We start from the raw sequence: 18,059 nt of genomic DNA, 5'->3' as shown, positions 1-18,059 counted from the left end.
CCTAGCCGGGCCCATTGAAACTGTCGGTGCCCCGTCATAGTCTCTCTGTGTTTCCACCACCCAGTCTTACCAGCCAGTCTCCACCCCATCCGAGTCCGGCGCCCGCACAACGACGCCCGGGCCGCCACAGAGAGCAGGAGCCCTCATGCCTACACCCGACCACTCCAACGGCGCACCGTGCTGTATCGACCTCATGACATCCGATGCCGAGAAGGCAAAGTCGTTCTACGGCGCGCTGTTCGGCTGGACGTACCAGACCGGCGACGAAGAAAAATACGGCGGCTACATCACTGCCTGGAAGGACGGCAAGTCCGTGGCCGGGCTCATGCAGAAGCAGGCGGATCAGGCCGCCTGGCCGGACATGTGGTCCACGTACCTGCGCTCGGAGGATGCCGCCGCCACTGTCAAGGCCGCGACGGAGCACGGCGGCCAGGTCTACATGCCGCCCATGGACGTCCCCGAGCAGGGCAGCATGGCCATGATCGCCGACGCCACCGGCGCGTCGGTCGGCGTATGGCAGCCGGCTGAAATGAAGGGCTATGAGCTGGCGGCCGAGCCCGGCGCCCCGGCCTGGCACGAGCTCCACACCAAGGACTACGCCGCCGCCGTCAAGTTCTATCAGGACGTGTTCGGCTGGGACACGGACGTCATGTCCGACACCCCGGAATTCCGCTACACCACACTGGGCGCAGGCCGGGCGGCCAAGGCCGGGATCATGGACGCCTCGGCCTACCTCCCCGCCGAGGTCCCGTCCAACTGGCAGGTCTACTTCGCCGTTGCGGACACCGACGCCACGATCGCACAGGCCCTCTCCCTGGGCGCCACGGTAATCGACGGCCCGGACGACACCCCGTTCGGCCGGCTCGCCACGCTGGCCGACCCCACCGGTGCCATGTTCAAGATCGTGGCTGACACCGGACAGGGCGATCAGCCCGCCACGGACGCCTAGCCGAGCGGGGCCAGAGGGCCTCTCCCACCCAATTACAAAAATTGTTGTAAGAAATACCGGCCAGTCCCTTCCCCAAGGGCTACTGGCCGGTATTCTTCTGTGGAGCGTGTCCGGTGGAGGCACCCGAACACCGCTCACCTGCAACACCAGTCACCATTGCCCGGGGCTTTCGAGCCGCTCCGGGAAGGCTGCGGCACGTCTCGCTGGGGGACGTCCCGCCGAATGCACGTTTAATCCATACGTTGTTCATTCACCCCTGTTTGGATGGGCCCGGCACGACTTGACCAGGAGTTCAGGCCGGCCACTGTCCGCTGCACCCTGCGGACGCACTGCACCCTGCCCTTTACCCGGGGCACCCTAATGAGAGTTAGAGCGGATGAAACAAACACCCTGGAAAACAGTGCTTGGCACAGCCTTGTCGGCGGCGCTCATAGCGGCTCCGCTGGCGGCCGTGCCGGCCAACGCCGTGGAGGCCTCCCCCGCAGCAACCGGAACCTCACCGGTGGTTATCAACGAGGCATACCTCAGCGGCGGCAGCTCCGGCGCGGCCTTCAAAAACAAGTTCGTCGAGCTCTACAACGGCTCCGACCAGCCGGTCTCGCTGGAAGGCTGGTCCGTCCAGTACCGCTCCGCCACGGGGACCGGGGCACCGAGCTCGGTGGCCGCCCTGACCGGGAGTATCCCCGCCAAGGGCTACTACCTGCTCAAGGGCGGCAGCAACGGCACCGCCGGCGCGGACCTGCCGGCCCCGGATGCCACCGCCACCGGCTTCAACCCCGCCGGGGGCGGCGGCACGATCGTGCTGGCCAGGCAGGCCGGCGCGCTCAACCCGTTGCCGACGGGCTCGGTCATTGAACCGGCCAACGTCGCCGACCTGCTCGGCTACGGCACCTCCAACACGTTTGAGACCCAGGCGGCCGCTGCGCCGTCGGGCAACACCGACATCAAGAGCCTGAACCGCAGCAACGGCGCGGACACCAGTAACAACTTCGCTGACGCCACGCTCAACGCAGCCATCACGCCGAAGGCCGCCAACGGCGCCGCAGGGCCCGTGGATCCGCCCGTGGACCCGGGCCCAGGCACTTCCCCGGCCGCCAAGACCATCGCCGAAATCCAGGGCAACGGTGCCGCAAGCCCGCTGGCAGGATCAGCGGTCACCACGCGCGGCAGGGTCACCGCCACGTTCCCCACCGGCGGCTTCGCCGGCTACTACGTCCAGACCCCCGGCACGGGCGGCGATCTCACCCCGGCCAACCACGCGGCGTCGGACGCCGTGTTCGTCTACTCGCCGTCCACAGTCGACGCCGTCAGGATCGGCGACTACGTCGAACTCACCGGCGCAGTCAGCGAATTCTTCGGCATGACCCAGCTGAACGTCGCCGCGGCGGCCGATCTGAAGAAGCTCACCGAGGCCGCCCCCGAGGTCAAGGCCACCGGCTTCGCCCTCCCCGCCGACGAGGCCTTCCGTGAGGCACTCGAAGGCATGCTGCTGACCCCGCAGGGTCCGGTCACCGTGGCGGACAACTTCTCGCTGAACCAGTACGGCGAGATCGGCCTGGCCGGCGGCACCACCGCGCTGGAACAGCCCACCGCCGTCGCGCCCTTCGGCTCCGCCGAATACACCGCCACGGTCGCGGCGAACGCCGCCCGCGGCATCAAGCTCGACGACGGCGCCACCACGAACTTCCTCAAGGACGCCGCCACCAAGGCCCAGGAGCTCCCGTACCTGACCACGGCCGATCACGTCCGGGTCGGCGCACCGGTGACGTTCAAGACCAACGTGGTGCTCAGCTACGCGAACAGCGCCTGGAAGTTCCAGCCCCTGACCCAGTTGACGGCCGCCAACGCGGACACCGTGCAGCCGGCAAGTTTCGGCGCCACCCGCGCGGACACCCCGGCCGCTGTGGGCGGCAACCTGAAGCTCGCCTCCTTCAATGTGCTCAACTACTTCCCCACCACCGGCGACCAGGTGGCGGGCTGCACCTTCTACCCGGACCGGGACGGCAACCCCATCACCGTCAAGGGCGGCTGCGACGTTCGCGGCGCCGCGAACGCGGAGAACCTGAAACGGCAGCAGGACAAGATTGTCGCCGCCATCTCCAAGTCCGGGGCCGACGTCGTCACCCTGATGGAGGTCGAAAACTCGGCCCAGTTCGGCAAGACCCGGGACGACGCGCTCGCCAAGCTGGTGGATGCGCTGAACATCGCCACACCGGGGATCTGGGACTACGTCCGCACGCCCGCCAACGCACCCCCGCTGGCCGACGAGGACATGATCCGCACCGCGTTCATCTACAAGAAGGCTGTTGCCGAACCAATCGGCGAGTCCATCATCTACAACGACACCGTCGCTTTCGCCAGCGCCCGCAAGCCGATGGCCCAGGTCTTCAAGCCCGTGGGCGCCGCCGATGACAAGAAGTTCATCGCGATCGCCAACCACTTCAAGTCCAAGGGTTCCGCCGCCACTCCGGATGACACCGACAAGGGCCAGGGCGCCTCAAACCTCGCCCGCACCGCCCAGGCCAAGTCCCTGCTGGCGTTCTCCGACGAACTGCAGAAGTCCAAGGGCACCGACAAGGTCTTCCTGATCGGCGACTTCAACTCCTACGCCAAGGAGGACCCGATCAACGTCCTCACGGGCGCCGGGTACGTCAACCAGGATGAGAAGGCGAAGAACGCCGACGGTTCCGCCAAGCATTCCTACCTCTTTGGCGGCCTCGTGGGCTCGCTGGACCACATCCTCGCCTCGCCGGCGGCCAACGCCGCCGTCACCGGCGCGGACATCTGGAACATCAACTCGGTGGAGTCCGTGGCGCTGGAGTACAGCCGCTACAACAACAACGTCACGGACTACTACGCTCCGGACCAGTTCCGCGCCAGCGACCACGATCCGGTGGTGGTGGGGCTGGACTTGCCCGTCACCCCGGCCAGCGTTGACCTGAACTTCCTGGGCATCAACGACTTCCACGGCCGGATCGATTCCAACACCGTGTTCTTCGCGGGGACCATCGAGAAGCTGCGTGCAGCGGCTGCCCCGGGCGCCACGGCGTTCATATCGGCCGGCGACAACATCGGCGCCTCCCTGTTCGCCTCGGCGGTGGCCAAGGACCAGCCGACCATCGATGTGCTGAACGCCCTGGACCTGCGCACCTCCGCGGTGGGCAACCACGAGTTCGACGGCGGCTGGGCGGACCTGCGCGACCGCGTCACCGCCGGCGGGACCAACGCCAAGTTCCCGTACCTGGGCGCCAACGTCTATGCGAAGGGCACCACCACCCCGGTCCTGCCGGAGTACACGGTCCTGGACATGAACGGCGTCAAGGTCGCCGTGATCGGCACCGTCACGCAGGAAGTGCCCTCCCTGGTCACGCCGTCGGGCATCGCGGACCTTGAGTTCGGCGACCCCGTGGACGCCATCAACCGGGTCGCGGCGAAGATCAAGGCGGACAAACTCGCCGACATCATCATTGTGGAGAACCATGACGGCGCCGGATCAGGCGCGCCCGACGGCGCCACTTTGGAGCAGGAAGTCGCCGCGGGCGGCCCCTTCGCCAAGATGGTCCAGAAGGTCACCCCGGATGTTGCCGCCATCTTCAACGGCCACACCCACAAGCAGTACTCCTGGGACGCGCCCGTCCTGGATCCGGCGGGCCAGCCCACCGGCAAGACCCGCCCGATCGTCCAGACCGGAAACTACGGCGAGTTCATCGGCCAGATCCAGCTGACGATCGACACCAAGACCATGTCGGTGACCGGGTACAAGGCCGGCAACGTCCAGCGCACCACCAGCGCCGCGCAACCGGCAGCCGACCTTGTGGCGCAGTACCCGCGGGTCGCGGCCGTCAAGACTATCGTGGACAAGGCCCTGGCCGACGCCGCCGTGATCGGCAACCAGCCGGTCGGCAAGGTCACCGCGGATATCACGACGGCGTTCGCCGGTTCCCCCGCCGTGCGCGATGACCGGGCCAGCGAGTCAACGCTCGGCAACCTGGTGGCGGACTCCCTCGTGGATGCGCTGAAGACGCCAGAACTCGGCGCCGCCGAAATCGGCGTCGTCAACCCGGGCGGCCTGCGCAATGAGCTGTACTACGCGCCCGACGGCACCATCACGTACGCCGAGGCCAACGCCGTGCTGCCGTTCGTGAACAATCTTTGGACCACGTCCCTTACCGGTGCGCAGTTCAAGACCCTGCTTGAGCAGCAGTGGCAGACCAACACGGACGGCACGGTCCCCAGCCGAGCGTACCAGCAGCTGGGCCTGTCCAAGAACGTGAACTACACCTACGACGCCGCCCGCGCCGCCGGTGACCGGATCACCTCGATCCGGGTCAACGGTGCAGTGATTGACCCGGCGAAGTCCTACCGGATCGGGACGTTCAACTTCCTGGCCACCGGTGGCGACAACTTCCGTATCTTCAAGGAAGGCGCAGGCGCCAAGGACTCCGGGCTCGTGGACCGCGATGCGTGGATCACGTACCTGCAGACCCACAACCCGGTCTCGCCCGACTTCGCCCGCCGCTCCGTGGCCGTGGTGAACACGACGGCGGCCGAGGTCAAGGGCGGGGAGGCCATCACCCTGGCGGTTTCGAAGCTGGACCTGACCTCGCTGGGCAGCCCGGTGAATGCCTCGCTGCGCGCCGAGTTCACGGATGCTGCCGGCACCGTGACACCCCTTGGCACGGCACCGGTAACCGCCGGCGCCGCCACAGTGGACGTGCAGGTTCCGACCGGCGCCGCCGCCGGCGCGGGCACCCTGGTGCTCACCGCCGTCGAATCCGGCACCGTGGTGAAGGTGGACGTGAAGGTCGCAGCCAGCGTCCCCGTGCCGCCGAAGTGCATTCCTCCGGTCAAGCCGACGGGGCCCGCGGACGTGGTGGGCCAGGTGAACTACGGGACAGCCATGGCCGCCTACCAAAAGTGCCTCAAGGGCTGATGCCTTAGCCCGGGCTTCCTGGTCCCACACCACGGCACATGCCCTCCCCTGGCCCGCAGCACTGGACACAAGCACCAAGAGTCCATTGCCCGGCCCCAGGGGAGGGCATGTCCATTCTTGAGAGGCCTGCGAATCAATGGGCATGCCCATCCCTGGCCCGCAGCACTGGACACAAGCACCAAGAGTCCACTGCCCGGCCCCACTGGAGGGCATGCCCAATTTTCGGAAGCGGGCGCGCCAGAGGGCATGCCCATTATTGAGGGCGGGCGAGGACGGGCTAGGGGGCCAGGATGTCGCGGGCGATCTCGTCGGCGTCGCGCAGTGTGCGTTGGCCGCTGCGGTAGACCGGGCCCGACTTCGGCCGGGCCTCAGCGGCGATGGCCGTGCCCCATTGCGTGGCGGAGAGCTGAAGCCCCAGCACGTAGAGTCCCGGTGTCATGGACCCGTTGGCACCCAGCGGCCGATACGGATGCGGGACGACGTCCATCCCGGAGGTCTCCACCGGGGTCCCCTCCACGGTCATCATGAGGCGCGGCCGCACCAACCCCTCGGCGAGCAGCTGTTCCAGCAGAGGCGAGGAATTGACGGCCACCCGGTTCGCCGGTGCCAGCGCCTCGATCATCGCCGTCGCAGACACCGCGCCCGCCACGGCGTTCCCGGCCCGCGCCCTCACCGTGCCCGCGCTCCGCACAGCGGCGCTCGGCACGCCAGCGCTGCCAGCGCCAACAGCGCCCACGCCAACCGGGCCAACCGAGCCAGCGCCCACGCCAACCGGGCCAACCGAGCCAGCGCCCACGCCGACACGGTCCAGTCCGGCACCAAACGTGCCGACATCCTCCGATTCATCGCCAAGGCCTTCATCGGTTCCGCCGCCCACCCAGGGCGATGCCGCAGTGAACGTCCGGGCCCGGCGGTCCACGCCGAATTTGGGGTCCGGGCCCACGAAGCGTACGACTCCTGCCCGCGCCAGTGCCGCGAGCTGCGCAGCGCGCAGCGCCGGCGGTCCGCTCGCCAGGCCTTCCACGAAGGATTCGAACCAGCCGCGGAGGCCGGCGACCCAGGATTCGTCCGTGATGCCGCTGTCGGCCACAGCGGTCTTGAGCACCGCCCGGCCGTGGTGCAGCGCGCCGATCGCCATCTTCACGGGGTCGTCCTCGCCGAGCGCAGAGCGTCGGGCGTCGTCGAGCAGGTAGTCGACGACGGCGGCGTCCAGTTCAGCCCGGGAGTCAAACGAGCGCCCGGCCAGGGGCGCCGCGAGACCGAGCAGGTTCAGGCGGTGGGTTGCCCGGACATGGACGGCAATCACCGATTCCGTGGCGTGCTCCCACTTCGCGGTCGAATGCGCATGCGGCCGCAGGGATTCGTCCAGGGCGCGCAGGAACTCCCCGGGGCCGGTCAGGATGGCATCGGGCTGCGAGCGCGCGAGCGTCGAGTAGTAGGCCCAGATCGCGTCCCGGTGCAGGAGCGGCCAGAGGTCGAAGTCGAATGAGGGCCGGATTCCGGAGTCGGCGAACTTCGCGATCGCGTGCTCGGTGCAGTACCGCAGCTGGACCGCGTCCGGGTAGTAGCCGGTGAGTGTCGCCTTCGCCCGGTAGGGGGTCCCGCGGCGCGAGGCGGCGATGATGAGCGGTTCGCGGCCGGAGGGCAGATACGCCAGTTCACCGTTGCTCTCCCCGGCAACGAACCGGCCGCCGCGACCTTCGGTCAGCTGTCCCATCACGTCGAAGAAGTTCAGGCCCATGCCGCGCACCAGGACAGGTTTTCCGGCCGGCACCACGGCCCAGTCGACGTCGGCGGGCGCCGCCGGCGGGACGTACAGGAGTCCGAGTTCCTCCGCCGCGGAGAGCAGCTCCCGCTGTTCGGCGTTCAGCCGCGCGTCGAGATGGCCCATGGCCAGCACCACAGAGTCGACGGTAAGCACCGTGCCGCCGTCGAGCACGACGTCGAACCGCACCGACGGTCCCTCCGGGGCTTCCGGGGCCGCCGGATCGACCGGTTCGGCGGCGGCGTGGCGGACGGACGTTGCCGTCGCCGGGTGGAAGTCCACGCTGACGCCGGCGGGCAGGACGGTGAGCAGTTCCTCGAGGGTGGACCGCAGATAACGGCCGTACAAGGCCCGGCTGGGGAAGTCCGCCTCGCCGAGCCCGGACACCTCGGTGCGTTCCTCGTCAGTAAGTGCTGGATGCGGGTGGCCCTGCTGGAGTTCCCGCCACTGGTCGAACGTGCGCCCGGCCAGTGGAGGCGCGAGCTCCGGGTCCTCAGGGACCACCGTGGGATAGAAGGATTGCGTGTTCATCAGGTACAGCCGCGACTGTCCGGGCTGCCAGACATGCCCGGGCCCCGCCGGGTAAGGGTCGATCACGTCGATGTGCAGGGTTCCCGCGGAGCCGGCGGAGGCCCAGTTGGCGAGGAGCCGTTCCAGCACGCTCGTGCCCCGGGGACCGGCGCCAATCACTGCCGTCCGGATTCTTCGCGATATGCCCACGGCATCCAGCGTATCGGCAACCCGGGCGCCGGTTGGACGCCCGCGTGACTTGCCACTGCCGCACCGATGTTCTTGGATGGAAAAATGACCACCACAGAAGCTGACCACCCGTCCGCGTCCGGCCAAGCCAGCGGCGCCCTCCCGGTTGCAGGGACGTCCCCCGAACCCGTCGACGAGAACATCTGGCTGGAGGACATCTACGGCCAGGAGCAGCTGGCGTGGGTCCGTGAACAGAACGCCCGCACCGAGGAACTCCTCGAGGACGCCGACTACGACGACCTGGAAGGCAAGATCCTGGAGGTCCTCGACTCCACCGACCGGATCCCCATGGTGGGCAAGCACGGCGAGTGGTACTACAACTTCTGGAAGGACCGGGACAACCCCAAGGGCCTGTGGCGGCGAACCAGCTGGGACAGCTACCGGGCCGGGACTCCCGCGTGGGATGTCCTGCTGGATGTCGACGCCCTCGCCGCCGCCGAGGGCCAGGACTGGGTCTTCCACGGCGCCAATTTCCTCCGCCCGGCCCCGGGTGAGCCCCACCGGCGGGCCCTGCTGGCCTTCTCCCCCGACGGCGGGGACGCGAACCGCCACCGTGAGTTCGACGTCGAGGCCCGCGGCTTCGTGGACCCGGCCGACGGCGGCTTCGACCTCCCGACCGGCAAGGGCAATGCCTCCTGGCTGGACGGGGACACCTTGCTGGTCGCCACTACCGCCCAGGACCTGCCGCGGACCACCTCGTCCTATGCCCGGACCGGGGTGAAGCTGCGCCGCGGCGACTCCCTGGCGGAGGCCGAGCAGATTTTCGACATTCCCGAGGACCACATGATAGCGATCGTGGCCCACGACTCCACTCCGGGCTTCGAACGCACGTTTGCCGTCGACTGGATCAGTTTCTTCGAGAAGAACACCTCCGTGCTGCGCGATGGTCAGTGGGTGCAGATCGACGTGCCCGCAGACGTGAACCTGAGCTCGCACCGCGAATGGCTGCTGTTCCGCCCGCAGCGTGACTGGACCGTCAACGGCACCACCCACCCGGCGGGTTCCCTGCTCGCGGCCGGGTTCGAGGACTTCCTCGCCGGCTCCCGGGAGCTCGCCGTGCTCTTCACGCCCGATCCGCACACCTCCCTGCAGTCCTGGAGCTGGACGCGGGACTTCCTGCTGCTGAACCTGCTCCGGGACGTGTCCTCGGAAATCCACGTCCTGGATCCGCGACGCCCGGGGACGGACGCCGCGTGGGAGGCCACCGTGCTGGATGCCTGCCCGCCCCTGCACGACGTCAACGCCTTCGCGGTGGATGACGAAGACGACGCCGAAGGCTCGGACGACGACGGCACCGGCGGCACCGCCTCGGTGGCCGAGGGCGAGGCGCCGGGCGCAGGGAACGACTTCTGGCTCGTGGCCACCGGTTTCACGACGCCCACCACCCTGACCCGAGGGACGCTCGCACGGGGCAATAGCTCCGTGACCAGCACGCACGAGGTGATCCGGACCTCGCCGTCGTTCTTCAACGAGGCCGACTATGAAGTCCAGCAGCACTTCGCGGTCTCCAGCGACGGCACCAAGATCCCTTACTTCCAGGTGGCCGCCAAGGACCTGGTGCTGGACGGCCAGAACCCCACCCAGCTATCCGGCTATGGCGGCTTCGAGATTTCGCGGACTCCGGCGTACAGCGGAGCGATCGGCCGGGCATGGCTGGAGCGGCGTACCGCGGAGTCCGGCGGGGCCGAGGGTGGGGCCACGCACCGCCGCGGCGGTGTCTACGTGGTGGCGAACATCCGCGGCGGCGGCGAGTACGGGCCGGCCTGGCACCGCGCGGCGTTGCAGGGCAACCGCCACCGCGCCTATGAAGACTTCGCTGCCGTGGCGAAGGACCTGATCTCCCGCGGTGTCACTTCCCGGGAGCGGCTCGGCTGCGTGGGCGGCTCCAACGGCGGGCTGCTGGTGGGCAACATGCTCACGCAGTACCCGGAGCTGTTCGGTGCCGTGTCCTGCGGGGTTCCGCTCCTGGACATGCGCCGGTACACCAAACTTTCCGCGGGCTATTCCTGGATTGGCGAATACGGCGACCCTGACGTGCCGGAGCAGTGGGAGTTCCTGAAGACGTTCTCCCCGTACCACCAGCTCAAGGACGGCGTGGACTACCCGGAGACGTTTATCTGGACGGCGACCTCCGATGACCGGGTGGGGCCGGTCCAGGCCCGGAAGATGGCGGCCCGCATGCAGGCCATGGGCATCCCCAATGTCTGGTTCCACGAAGCCCTCGAGGGCGGCCACGCGGGGGCCTCGGACAACCGGCAGGCTGCGGCCCTGCAGAGCCGCAGCCAGCATTTCCTGTGGCGGGCCCTGGCCGGCCAGGAGGCCTGATGCCGCACCCCCGAAAGCGGTAAGCCACGCGGGGCCACTTCGCGCCCATCCGGTGCCCCAATTATTGGCCGGAAGTGACCCCGCGATGTCCCCGGCGGGCCGTTTTGCACTGCGTGGCACCTTCTGCGTATCCTTGGTTGGCTAGTTAATAGCAATTGGAGACGTGCCAGAGCGGCCGAATGGGCTTCACTGCTAATGAAGTGTGGGGCACAACTCCACCGGGGGTTCAAATCCCCCCGTCTCCGCGTTTGGCCCCGGTCCTCGGACCGGGGCCTTTTGCGTACCCGGCACATGGCGGCCCGGGGCCTGGTCCTGCCCGCGCCGGGCCTGCTCCCGGGCAGATCAGGGCGGATCGGCGTCGTTCATCCGCCCTGATCTGCACCCGTGACGCCGGGGCAGCGCTGCGACGGCACCGTCTGCAGCAACCCGCTCCCGTCCGGTGGCCGGACGCCTCGCGCCCAGCGGCGGATCCGGATGGCAGGATAGGCCCATGTCGAGCAACAAGGAATTTGACGCCATCATCGTCGGCGGCGGCCACAACGGCCTGGCCGCGGCCGCGTACCTGGCCAAGGCCGGGCGGGAGGTCCTGGTCCTGGAAAAGCTGGAGCACCCCGGCGGCGCCGCGGTGTCCGCGCACGCGTTCGACGGCGTCGACGCCCGCCTCTCGCGCTACTCGTACCTCGTCAGCCTCCTGCCCCAGCAGATCATCGATGACCTCGGCCTGCGCGTCACGCTGGCGCGGCGGCGCTATTCCTCCTACACCCCGGACCCTGCGGACGGCAGCCGGGCCCTGCTGGTGGACAACGGGGACGAGGCCGCCACTGCGGCGTCCTTCGCCGCCGTCGGCGCGCCCGACGGCGAGTTCCGCGCCTTCACCGCGTTCTACGCCGCCTGCCGGCAGCTCACTGAAGCCCTCTGGCCCACCATGACCTCGCCGCTGCTGCCCCGATCCGTTGCGCGTTCCCTCGCCGCCCGGGCCGGCGTCGCCGAGGCATGGGAGGCCATGATCGAACATCCCATCGGGCACGCCATCAGCAAGAATTTGGGCAGCGACCTGGTCCGCGGCGTGGTCCTGACGGATGCGCTGATCGGGACGTTCGCCCAGGCCGACGACGAGGACCTGCAGCAAAACATCTGCTTCCTCTACCACCTGATAGGCGGTGGAACGGGCGACTGGGACGTGCCGGTCGGCGGCATGGGCGCGGTGTCCGGCGAGCTGGAGCGGGCCGCCCGCGACGCCGGCGCGACCATCCTGACTTCCGCGGACGTCACGGCGGTCCGGCCCGGCGGCGTCGTGGACTACCGCCACGGCGGCCAGGACCACACGGTAACCGCCGCGTGGGTCCTGTCCAATGTGGCGCCGGCCGTCCTGAACCGGCTGCGCAGCCGGCCTGCCGAGGGCGCCGCTGCCGGCGCCGCTGCCGCTGGCATTTCAGCGGGCGCCGCGGCCGCTGCCGGCAACCCGAACCATCGCCGCGAGGGCGCCCAGGTCAAGGTCAACCTGCTGCTCAAACGGCTCCCGGAGCTCCTGGACGGATCCGTCAGCCCGGAGGCCGCCTTCGGCGGGACGTTCCACATCAACGAGACGTGGTCCCAGCTCGACGCCGCCTACCGCACCGCCGCCGCCGGGTCCGTGCCCTCGCCGCTGCCGTGCGAAATCTACTGCCATTCGCTGACCGACCCCAGCATCCTGTCCCCGGAACTGCAGGCCGCCGGCGCCCAGACGCTGACCGTCTTTGGCCTGCACGTCCCGCACCGGCTGGTCACGGCCGAGAACAACGAGGACCGCCGCGCCGAGCTGCAGGCGGCCGTCCTGGCCTCCCTGAACTCCGTCCTGGCCGAGCCGATTGAGGATCTGCTCCTGACAGATCCGGACGGGAGGCCCTGCATCGAAACCAAGACCACCTTGGACATTGAACGCGCCGTCGGCATGCCCCAGGGCAACATCTTCCACGGCGGCCTCGACTGGCCGTTCGTGGAGGACGGCGAACCGCTGGACACCCCGGCGCGCCGCTGGGGCGTGGCGACGGACGATCCGCAGATCCTGCTCTGCGGTTCCGGCGCCCGCCGCGGCGGCGCCGTCAGTGCCATCGGCGGCCACAACGCCGCCATGGCCGTGTTGGAATCGGAACCGCCCCTCCGCAATGGGTGAACCGGAACTCGGAGAACCGCGCATGAAAGCCTCGTCGCGTGGCGTCCCGGCCGGGGGCAGCTGGAGCCCGCGGCTGGCGCTCTTAGTGGCTGCGACGTTCTTCATGGAATTCCTCGACGGGACCGTCCTGACCACGGCCATACCCAGTATCGCCGCGGATTTCGACGTGCCCGCCGCCGACGTCAACATCACCATGACGGCCTACCTGATGACGGTGGCGATGGGCATCCCGCTCAGCGGCTGGCTCGCGGAGCGGCTCGGTGCCCGCCGGGTGTTCTGTCTCGCCATTGCAATCTTCACGGCGGCGTCGCTGCTCTGCGCGCTCAGCCAGGACCTGACAATGCTGACCATGAGCCGTGTCCTGCAGGGTGCTGGCGGCGCCATGATGGTCCCTGTGGGCACGCTGGTGGTGCTCCGCGGAACGCCGAAGAAGGAGTTGCTGCGGGCCACCGCCTTCCTGGTGTGGCCCGGGCTGCTGGCCCCGGTCCTTGCCCCGCTCGTGGGCGGAGCGCTCACCACGTACCTGTCCTGGCACTGGATCTTCCTGGTCAACCTCCCCCTGGGCCTGGCGGCGTTCCTGGCCGCGCTGCGCCTGGTTCCCGCAGTGGGCGGCGACAGCACGCGGCGCCTCGACTGGCTCGGCCTGGTCCTCACCACGCTCGGGGTGGGGTCCCTGCTCATTGGTCTGGAACTGATCGGCGGCCGCGACGCCGGACTGCTGGCGGCCGCGGGGATCGTAGTGGGCCTGCTGTTTCTGACCGCAGCCGCGGCCTCGATGCGACGGACCAGCACGCCACTGTTCAATCTGTCCGTCTTCGGCGCACGGACGTTCCGCGCAACAGCGACGGGAGGCTTTGTGTACCGCCTGACCATCAGCGCCGTGCCGTTCCTGCTGCCGCTGATGTTCCAGGCCGGCTTCGGCTGGGACCCGCTGCGCGCCGGGGCGATGGTGTCCGCCGTGTTCGTGGGGAACATCGGAATTAAGCCCGCTACGACGCCCCTGATCCGGCGCTTCGGTTTCAAACCCGTTCTGGCGTTCGCATCGCTGGCCTCGGCCGCCACTTTTGCGCTGTGCGCACTGCTCGAGGCCGGCACGCCGGAGCCGCTGATTGTCGCCGTGCTGGTGGCCAGCGGAGCGTTCCGCTCGATCGGGTTCTCGGCCTACGCTTCCGTCCAGTACGCCGACGTCGCCCCGGGCCAACTGCCGTCCGCCAATGCCGTCTCCGCCACGCTCGTGCAGCTCTCCACAGCGGCCGGGATCGCTGTCGGGGCGCTCCTGCTGCGGGTCTTCGAGGCAAGCAGCCACGCCGCAGGAACCATCGGTGTCGCCGGGGGTCTTGCCGCCGGCGATCCGGCGGCGCCGTACCGGGCAGCATTCGTGGCCATCGCGGTCCTGATGCTCCTGAGCACGCTGGACAGCCTGGCCCTCCCCCGCCACGCCGGCGCGGAGGTCAGCCGGCCTGGCCCAGCACCAGCGGCAGAACGGCGCCGGCGCCGGCGAGCCTGAGGGCCCGCCCGGAGATGGTCAGGGTCCAGCGGCTGTCCACGAGGTCGTCCACCAGCATGACGCTCTGGCCACGGATTCCAGCCAGGGCGTCCTCCAGCTCCGGTCCCACCACCAGGCGGTCCCAGACGCCGGCGAGCCGGTAGGCACTGTTCCCGCCGCGGCCGCCGGTGGGTCCGCCGTGATTGAGCTGCAGCTGGCCGAGATACGGGATGCGGCCGATCTCGGAGATCCCGCGGGCCAGGGAGTCCACCAGCAGCGGCTTCCCGCGGGAGGGCAGGCTGATGATCGCGGCCGGCCGGCCGGCCCCGCTCCAGCCCGGGGACCGGGCATCTCCCGCGCCCCATTCCCGGAGCACCTGAACGCAGGCCTGCAGCATGCCGGGGTCTACGGCCCGGTCGGGTGCACCGGCGGCGAAGGCCTCGCGCAGGGCCCCGCCCCAGCCGAGGTCCGTCAGGCGCGCCAGCACCCGGCCGTCGGCGAGCGCTTCATCGGGCTTGATCTTGCCCTTGACGGGCACACCCAGGCGGTCCATTCCGCTGGGCCACTGCAGCCGCGGTTCAAGGACGACGCCGGCCCGGCGAAGGGTCTGCCCTGCGGTCTCCGTGGCGTCCTCGGCGATGTCGGCCCGGAACCAGCGGCCAGCGCAGTTGTCGCAGCGGCCGCAGGCGCGGGCTGTTTCGTCGTCCAGTACCGAGGTGATGTATTCCATTCGGCAGCCCGCGGTGTCCTGGTAGATGACCATCGAGTCCTGTTCATCCACCCGGGCCTCGGCGATCCGGCTGTACCGCTCGGCGTCGTAGTTCCACGGCTGTCCCGTGGAGCGCCAGCCGCCGCCGACGCGTTCGACGGCGCCGTCCACGGCCAGGACCTTCAACAGCAGCTCCAGCGGGGTGCGGCGCAGGTCCACCCGGGCCTCGAGCGCCACTGTGGACACTGCCGTTCCGGCCTCGGCGAGGGCTGTCAGGACGGCGGCAGCCTTTTCCTCGGACGGCATAGACGCGGTGGCAAAGTACTGCCAGATGTCGCGGTCCTCCGAACCGGGCAGCAGCAGGACATCGGCGTTCGCCGCGCCACGCCCGGCGCGGCCCACCTGCTGGTAATACGCCACCGGCGAGGACGGCGCGCCAAGGTGCACCACGAAGCCGAGGTCCGGCTTGTCGAAGCCCATGCCGAGCGCGGACGTGGCCACGAGGGCCTTGACCTGGTTGTCCTTAAGGAGATGCTCGGCGCGTTCCCGGTCCGCGGGGTCCGTGCGGCCGGTGTAGGCGAGCACCTCATGCCCCGCTTCGGCCAAGAGGCGGGCAGTGTCCTCGGCCGCCGACACCGTGAGCGTGTAAATGATGCCGCTGCCCTGCAAATCCTGCAGGTGGGTCAACAGCCAGCCCAGCCGTTCGCGGGAATCGGGCAGTGTCAGGACACCCAGCCGGAGCGAATCCCGGCCCAGGGCGCCCCGTATGGTGAGCACGTCCTTGCCGAGCTGCTCCTCGATGTCATGCACCACCCGGGAATTGGCCGTGGCGGTGGTGGCGAGCACCGGGACGGTGTCCGGCAGCTGTGTGATGAGGTCCGCGATGCGCCGGTAGTCGGGGCGGAAGTCGTGGCCCCAGTCCGAGATGCAGTGGGCCTCGTCAACCACCAGCAGCCCGGTCCGGCGCACGAGCTCGGGGAGCTGGTTTTCCCGGAAGGACGGGTTGGTGAGGCGCTCTGGCGAGACCAGCAGGACGTCCACTTCATCGGCGGCGAGCTGCTCGCGGACGGTGTCCCACTCCAACTGGTTCGCGGAGTTGATAGCGACCGCCCGCACCCCGGCCCGCGCCGCGGCCGCGACCTGGTCACGCATGAGCGCCAGGAGCGGGGAGACGATCAGGGTGGGGCCGGCGCCACGGCGGCGCAGCAGCAGGGAGGCGACGAAATACACGGCCGACTTCCCCCAGCCGGTGCGCTGCACCACCAGCGCCCGCCTGCCGCCGTCGACCAGGGCCTCAATGGCCTCGAACTGGCCGTCATGGAACTCCGCCCCAGGGTGGCCCACGAGCTCCCGCAGCACAGTCTGGGCCTGTTCCCGGGTCGAGGCCGTGGTGTCGGCGAGGGCGGTGCTGGAAAGGGCGTTCTGGTTACTGGCCATTGCTTCAGTATCCCAGCCCCCTCCGACAGCCATGAAGCCGGGGCCCGCTATGTGCACATCCCAGCCTGTGGACAAGCGTGCGGACACAGGTCACGGCGTCAGCGCCGCAACGTAAGATAAGACGCGTGACTACGGACAAGACAAAGACTTTTGACCTCTCGACCTCGTTCAAGGCCTATGACGTGCGCGGAATCGTGGGGCAATCCATTACCGCGGAAATCGTCGAAGCCGTCGGTGCTGCCTTCGTCGACGTCCTGGAACTCTCGGGGCAGACCGTGCTGGTGGGCGGGGACATGCGCCCCTCCTCCCCCGAGTTCGCCAAAGCCTTCGCCAACGGCGCAGCCACCCGCGGCGCCAACGTCCAGCTGCTGGACCTGATCTCCACCGACGAGCTCTACTACGCCTGCGGCGCCCTCAACGCCGCCGGCGCCACGTTCACCGCGAGCCACAACCCGGCCGAATACAACGGCATCAAGATGGCCAAGGCCGGCGCCGTGCCGATCTCCTCCGAAACCGGGCTCATGGAAATCCAAGCCCGCGCCGAGGAATACCTCAACGCCGGCACCATCCCCGCGGCCGGCAGCATTGGCCTCATTGGCGTGCAGGACGTCCTCAAGGGCTATTCGGAGTACCTGCGCGGCCTGGTGGACCTGCGCGGTTCACGGCCGCTGAAGGTTGTGGTCGATGCCGGCAACGGCATGGCCGGCCTCACCACCCCGGCCGTGCTTGGCGATGCCCTGCTGCCCAAGCTCCCCCTGGAGATCGTGCCGCTGTACTTCGAGCTCGACGGATCTTTCCCGAACCACCCGGCCAACCCTCTGGAACCGGAAAACCTGCGCGACCTGCAGGCCGCCGTCCTAGAGCATGGCGCGGACATCGGCCTGGCGTTCGACGGCGACGCCGACCGCTGCTTCGTCATCGACGAAAAGGGCGAGCCCGTCTCGCCGTCGGCCATCACGGGCATGGTGGCCCGCCGCGAAATCGCCCGCGCGCAGGGCATCGGCGAAGACACGCCCACCGTCATCCACAACCTGCTGACCTCCCGCGCGGTTCCGGAACTCGTGGAGCGCCTCGGCGGCCGCCCCGTCCGTACCCGCGTGGGGCACTCCTTCATCAAGGCCGTCATGGCCGCGGAAGGAGCCATCTTCGGCGGGGAACACTCGGCCCACTTCTACTTCCGCGACTTCTGGAACGCGGACACCGGCATGTTGGCCGCCATGCACGTCCTGGCCGCCCTGGGCGAGCAGGACGGACCGCTCTCCGAGCTCGGCCGCGAATACGAGCCGTACCAGTCATCCGGCGAGATCAATTCGGAAATCGAGGACAAGGCCGCCGCGGTCGAGCGGGTCCGCAAGGATTTCCACGACGACGACGTCGAGGTCGACTATCTCGACGGCAGCACCTTTATCGCCGCCGACGGCAGCTACTGGTTCAACCTGCGCCCGTCCAACACCGAGCCGTTCCTGCGCCTCAACGTCGAAGCCGCGGACACCGCCACTATGGAACGCGTCCGCGACCGCGTCCTGGCGCTGGTCCGGGGCTAG

8 protein-coding genes and 1 tRNA gene are annotated in these 18,059 nt (G+C 69.0%); 7 read left to right on the top strand and 2 right to left on the bottom strand.

The features are described 5' to 3' along the window. Positions 1-145 precede the first annotated feature (145 nt). Positions 146-949: a VOC family protein gene (locus LQV16_RS04520; protein ID WP_229992739.1), complete on the top strand. Its 804-nt coding sequence runs from the start codon at positions 146-148 to the stop codon at positions 947-949. 376 nt (positions 950-1,325) lie between these two features. Beyond that, entirely contained in the window at positions 1,326-5,882 is a 4,557-nt protein-coding gene (locus LQV16_RS04515) for an ExeM/NucH family extracellular endonuclease (RefSeq protein ID WP_229992738.1), read from the top strand. Positions 5,883-6,159: 277 nt separating this feature from the next. Here LQV16_RS04515 and LQV16_RS04510 read toward each other — a convergent pair whose 3' ends face one another. After that, the gene (locus tag LQV16_RS04510) at positions 6,160-8,367 is read right to left on the bottom strand and encodes an FAD/NAD(P)-binding protein (protein ID WP_229992737.1); all 2,208 of its coding nucleotides are present in this window, start codon (positions 8,365-8,367) and stop codon (positions 6,160-6,162) included. 84 nt (positions 8,368-8,451) lie between these two features. On the opposite strand from LQV16_RS04510, the gene LQV16_RS04505 reads away from it, so the two are divergent. From LQV16_RS04505 to LQV16_RS04490, 4 genes are all read left to right on the top strand, one after another. Next, positions 8,452-10,731, top strand: a complete 2,280-nt coding sequence (locus LQV16_RS04505) for a prolyl oligopeptidase family serine peptidase (RefSeq protein WP_229992736.1) — start codon at positions 8,452-8,454, stop codon at positions 10,729-10,731. A gap of 157 nt (positions 10,732-10,888) precedes the next feature. After that, positions 10,889-10,976 (top strand) — tRNA-Ser (locus LQV16_RS04500). A gap of 245 nt (positions 10,977-11,221) precedes the next feature. Continuing rightward, on the top strand, positions 11,222-12,883 hold the full coding sequence (locus LQV16_RS04495; RefSeq protein ID WP_229992735.1) for an NAD(P)/FAD-dependent oxidoreductase: 1,662 nt from the start codon (positions 11,222-11,224) through the stop codon (positions 12,881-12,883). A gap of 22 nt (positions 12,884-12,905) precedes the next feature. Next, positions 12,906-14,390 (top strand): MFS transporter, encoded by a 1,485-nt coding sequence (locus LQV16_RS04490; RefSeq protein ID WP_229992734.1) that lies wholly within the window; start codon positions 12,906-12,908, stop codon positions 14,388-14,390. Here LQV16_RS04490 and LQV16_RS04485 read toward each other — a convergent pair. After that, positions 14,335-16,515, bottom strand: a complete 2,181-nt coding sequence (locus LQV16_RS04485; protein WP_229992733.1) for a RecQ family ATP-dependent DNA helicase — start codon at positions 16,513-16,515, stop codon at positions 14,335-14,337. The genes LQV16_RS04490 and LQV16_RS04485 overlap by 56 nt on opposite strands. A gap of 125 nt (positions 16,516-16,640) precedes the next feature. Between LQV16_RS04485 and LQV16_RS04480 the strand changes: the two genes are divergently transcribed. Then, positions 16,641-18,059, top strand: coding sequence for a phosphomannomutase/phosphoglucomutase (locus tag LQV16_RS04480; RefSeq protein ID WP_229992732.1), 1,419 nt, complete (start codon positions 16,641-16,643; stop codon positions 18,057-18,059).

It is taken from the genome of Arthrobacter sp. Bi26, from assembly GCF_918697925.1.
Taxonomy (GTDB): Bacteria; Actinomycetota; Actinomycetes; order Actinomycetales; family Micrococcaceae; genus Arthrobacter.
This window is presented reverse-complemented; position numbering and strand designations above follow the sequence as displayed.

Excerpts from the sequence above, each read along its gene's own strand:
- LQV16_RS04520 (WP_229992739.1), top strand. The coding sequence starts at position 146 with ATGCCTACACCCGACCACTCCAACGGCGCACCGTGCTGTATCGACCTC.
- LQV16_RS04515 (WP_229992738.1), top strand. The coding sequence starts at position 1,326 with ATGAAACAAACACCCTGGAAAACAGTGCTTGGCACAGCCTTGTCGGCG.
- LQV16_RS04505 (WP_229992736.1), top strand. The coding sequence starts at position 8,452 with ATGACCACCACAGAAGCTGACCACCCGTCCGCGTCCGGCCAAGCCAGC.
- LQV16_RS04495 (WP_229992735.1), top strand. The coding sequence starts at position 11,222 with ATGTCGAGCAACAAGGAATTTGACGCCATCATCGTCGGCGGCGGCCAC.
- LQV16_RS04490 (WP_229992734.1), top strand. The coding sequence starts at position 12,906 with ATGAAAGCCTCGTCGCGTGGCGTCCCGGCCGGGGGCAGCTGGAGCCCG.
- LQV16_RS04485 (WP_229992733.1), bottom strand. The coding sequence starts at position 16,515 with ATGGCCAGTAACCAGAACGCCCTTTCCAGCACCGCCCTCGCCGACACC.